Annotated in this window: 2 protein-coding genes; both read right to left on the bottom strand. The window is 64.0% G+C overall.

Annotation, left to right across the window (positions count from 1 at the left end):
- Nucleotides 1-266: 266 nt before the first annotated feature.
- Nucleotides 267-785 (bottom strand): hypothetical protein, encoded by a 519-nt coding sequence (locus ABZ646_RS40610; protein ID WP_360531010.1) that lies wholly within the window; start codon nucleotides 783-785, stop codon nucleotides 267-269.
- A 131-nt stretch (nucleotides 786-916) separates the two neighbouring features.
- Nucleotides 917-4,381: a type ISP restriction/modification enzyme gene (locus ABZ646_RS40605; RefSeq protein WP_360531007.1), complete on the bottom strand. Its 3,465-nt coding sequence runs from the start codon at nucleotides 4,379-4,381 to the stop codon at nucleotides 917-919.
- Between the last annotated feature and the right edge of the window lie 175 nt (nucleotides 4,382-4,556).

Genomic DNA, 4,556 nt, shown 5'->3' with positions numbered 1-4,556 from the left:
GGAGGAAACTCAGCTCACGGCCACACCAAGCAATACGGCTGGTGCCCCGCCTCATGCAGCCGATGCGAGAAGTCCTGCCACTCGTGCAGCGATTGGTGACGGGAGGGCGCTGACCTGGGGTTTCGTAGGGAAATGTGCGTTGACCTGGGAAAACTCCTCTCGGTAGTTCTCACAGGTCAACGCCGTTTCCCAGGCTCATGTGCCCTGGATGTGCCCTCGCAGAGTGGAGCGTTTGGCCAGCCATCACCGGTTGCATCCGTCGATGCTCAGTGTTGCGGAAGCCGCCACAGATGCGTTCCTGCGCGAGCTCGGTCCGCAGGAGTCTCGCGGACGAGGTGGTACAGGTTCTCGAAGTACTCCTGCCAGCGGTTCGGATCCGGCATAGCGTTCCGCGTCCTCTTCGCACGCTCGGCCTGCACCAGCGGTTGCAAGCTCTCCCAGACCGAGATCACCGACCCACCGAGGTATCCGGAGACGGGTTCGATGTCCACCACCCCGTGGGCGACCAGAGCCCCGAGATTGTCATAGAACCAGGCCAGTTCACGGACCAGATGCCGATCATCCTCGGGTGGCCCAGCCAGTCCGGCTGACAGGTCATAGGCAGACAGCTGTTCGTGCACGACCTGCCGTGCCTGTGCCAGCCGCACGCTTCGATGCTCGCGGAAGAGATCCACAAGTACGGGCAGCGTGTTGGCATGCTCGGTCAGCCGCAGTTGTCGAAACGAGACGGCTCCGGTCAATGCGAGCGCTACCAGCGACACCACGAGGGCTGCGATCTCCAACATGCCTCCGTTAACAGCTGTCGTATTCCCGGTCCCTATCCGTGTCGCGTTGAGGCTGATCGAAGAACCCGATGCAGCCTCTGGCGAGGGGGCCGTTGTGGATGCGGTGTGGTACTGGCTACTGGCGCAATCAATCAGGCCGGGCCGCGACGCCGTCGAGCGCGTGGCCCGGGGTGCACGGGTGAGTGCGGCTTGGGCTGCGTGGTATCCGCGGGGTCGTTCGGGAGAGACAGAGGGTCGACGGGGCCTGGCGGTTGGACATCGACTGTCTCCATGCCAGGCAGAAACGCGTGGTCGGGGCCAGTGTGAGCGTGCTGGGCGCGCTCGGGTACTGGGAGGATGCGGCGGCGCGTGAGTTCAGCGACGTCGATCAAGGGGGCGGCGACGATGCGGTTGAGGAGTTCTTCCTGATGGGGTTCCAAGGCAGTGAGATGCCTGAGTACGGCAAGGATTTCGACGAGTTCCCGGCTCCAATCGGGCTCCCAGCGCTCGGGGCGCTCCCGGTCGAGATCACTGCTTACTTTGCCGGTGGTGCGGTCGCTTCGGTAAGCGAGCCAGCTGTCGAGTACGTTGCGCCCGCCCGTGGCGTAGTTACGCATGCGTGGAGTGACACCGGTGAAGATGCCGCCCTCGACGACAAGGTGCTGGCGTTCGACGTCGTAGCTGATGGCCGATGGGAGCGTGTCGGGCGTGACTTCTTGGGCGTACATGATCTCGGGGTGTAGGCGCCGCCACCAGTTCGATTTGCCTGCCGGGCGGCCGTCGTCGGCGTTGATGCAGCGTGCGCCGAACGTTGAGGCCCATAAGACGTGGTGTCCCAGGCTGATGGCCTCGTGCCAGAGGCCACGATCGGCGGTTAGAGGGATACGTACGCCCAGGGAGTTGAGGTCGTCCGCGTAGAGCTCGGTGAAGGCGGGGTGAGCAGTGACGGCGGCGATATAGGCGAGCAAGTCCTCGGGGAGGACTTGCTGGAGACCGTAGGAGTTGGCGAGGTGGGGTAACAGCCCTGGGGTGATGTTGGGGGTACGGTCGGCATGCATGAGCGGTAGGACGCGGCCACCATTTCCCTTGAAGTAGTCGTTGTCAGGAACGAGGGCTGTGAATAGCAGTGCCGGACCGGTCTGTAGGCGCTGGGTGTGCTGTTCGACTACGAAGATTTGGCCATCGATGTCGGCCCGCCACAGCTCGGGGCGGGAGAAGTCGATGACGCGGCCGTCGGGTATGAGCCATTGGCGGTCCAGGGCTCTACGGGCGATACGTATCGGAGTGGGACAGGGGCCTTGCTCGACGCGCAGGAGGGTCGACGGGTGGGGATGTCCCGGGACCTGGAGGGCTTCCTTGTCCAGGGTGCGGTCGCGGGTCTCTTTGAACAGTTCCTGTTTCCGGGCGGGATCGCGTTCTTGGACAAGGCGGTTCCAGCGCCGGCGCAGGATGGCTTTGGAAGGGCTGATGACCCAGTTTCGGTTGGGTTTGATGCCGGGCTTGCACCAGGGCATTAGCTCGGTGAGGGCGGGGAAGGTGTCCCACCCGCTCTGGGAGGCGGGCGTGAAAGGGACGGGCCCAACAGGCCGGGAAGTGCGCCAGCCGGGACCGTTGATGTGCAGGTTGTGCAGCTGCTCCTCTTTGCTCTGACGTGTGCCATGAACGGCCGTGTAGTGGACGGGGGCCAGTGCGTCTTGTCGCTCGCCTTGTCGACGGACGAAAATGGCGACGGCTAACTCCTGCTGGACTCCTGGGAAGAAGCGGCTGTTGAGCGGGGGCCTCTTGGTCTCGGGCGTGAGGTCGATGACCCAGCCCTCGGTGCAGGTACGCCGCAGGTAGGAGCGCATGCCCTGGAATCCGGCGCCGCGGATGAATCCGCCGGTGCTGACGAAGCAGACGACCCCGTGGCGGTGATCGCCGTACTGGTCGAAGACTTTGTGGGTGGCCCATCGCCAGAAGTAGGTGCACAGGCTCTTCAGTTTGTTTTCGTACACGCCTGCTGCACCGCGCAGCCGGAAGTCGTCCAGGGGCGGGGCACCGCGGCCCGGTGAGCCCTTCTCGATCCATCCGCCCTGGCCTTCTGCCTGTTCGCGGTGGGGAGGGTTGCCGATGACGACGGTGATGCGCTCGTTGCGCTGGATGGTGCTGGCCGCCTCGGCGTCGTCACGTAAGGGCCCCCACAAGGCGCCGTAGCGATCGAAGAGTTCACTGGGCCGCCATGGATCGGCGAGAGTGTCGGCCAGGTGCAGGCGCATATCACGCAGCCGGACCCGGGCATTGAGGTGCCGCAGCATCTGCCCCACGCGCATCTGAGCGACGGCAAAGGCGCCCATCTGCTTTTCGAACCCGATCAACCGGCTGGCGAGTTCTTGCACGGATTCGGCGCGGAAACCTTCGTTGCCGCCCTCGGACTGTTTGCGGGCGACGAGGTCGATGATGCCGGTGAGGAAGGTGCCGGTTCCCATCGACGGGTCGATGATGGATACGCCGGGGTCGGCGAAGCCATCCGGGCAATCCAACGTATTGGTGAGCACCTCGTCAACGAGGCGGATCATCTCCGTCACCAGCGGGGCCGGGGTGTAGTAGGTGCCGGAGTCCTTGCGCAGGTCGGCGTCGTACTCCTGCAAGAAGTGCTCGTAGAGATGGATGTGGAAGCCGGGTTCGCCGGCGAGGGAACTTCTCCAGTCGATGGCGTCAATGACGCGGACGAGCATGTCCAGACTGTCGCGGAATTCTCCCTCGACCTGGTCGGTGAGGATCTGCAAGGCGCGGCCCATGACGGAGTGCTCAGCCCCGAGGCGTCGGCCTACCTCGTGCAGGCTCATACCGACCAATGCCTTGTCGTTGCTGCCAGAGTTGTCGGAACCGGCCAGCAGGAGAGCGAAGGTGACGGACTGTGCGTAGCGGTCAGCGAAGGTCGCCCGTTTGTCCCGGTCATCGGTGGTCGGGAAGAGGTCAACCTCAAGCGTGGAGGCCAGATCGGTGAACGGACGCTGGTGGCGTGGGAGACTCGCTTCGGCATCGAGGCGGTCGTGAACAGCATCACGCAGAAGCGCGCACAGCGGGGCGACATGGGCGACCACCTCCCGCATCGACGTGAGCGGCTTGGGCTGCCAGCCGAAGAACGCGACGAGCATGGCTTCGAAGGCGGTCTCACTGGCGGTCGGCAACCGTAGGCGGGAGCCGGCGCTGCGCAGATCCCCCTCGAAGTGGATGGTGTCGCCGTACTGCCGACCGGAGCGGTACATGATCCATGTCTGACCGTTCGTGTAGATCAGGTTGGGCAGTTTCGCCATGCCTTCCCATTGACGGCGGTCACGCTGGTTCAGGCCGCCGGGATGGATCACGCTCTTGTCGGGGCTCTTCAGCTCGACATAGCCGACGATGTTGCGCGGCAACTTTCCAATCCGCACCGCAAGGTCAGGGCGTATTCGATGGGCGGCGATGGCCACCTCAGCGTGTAGCACTGCTTGCAGCCCTAACACCCCTGCTGCGTCGACGAGAAGGGTTTCTACCGCTCGGCGGATCGCGGCTTCCTTCTGACCGTGCAGCAACGCCTGCTTACACGTCGCGCCGAATTCGCTGACGATCCTCCGAAACCGGTCCTTGCGCTGCATCCTGCCCCCCAAGGCCAGCACAACCCGCATCTTCCTCAACTCACGGTAAACACAACATCACTCCTCGTCGAGAGTGCCGCGGGAGTGTAAATCTAACGGCGGATCCGACGATCATGGGAGAGACGTCAAGTGACTGACACCGCCGTGGAGTTGGAGACCGTGGAGCCTGTCGAGA

Origin of the sequence: Streptomyces sp. NPDC007162, assembly GCF_040634175.1 — a bacterium.
In the GTDB taxonomy this organism is placed as follows: Bacteria; Actinomycetota; Actinomycetes; order Streptomycetales; family Streptomycetaceae; genus Streptomyces.
The sequence above is the reverse complement of the archived record's forward strand: the minus strand, read 5'-3'. Positions and strand labels throughout refer to the sequence as shown.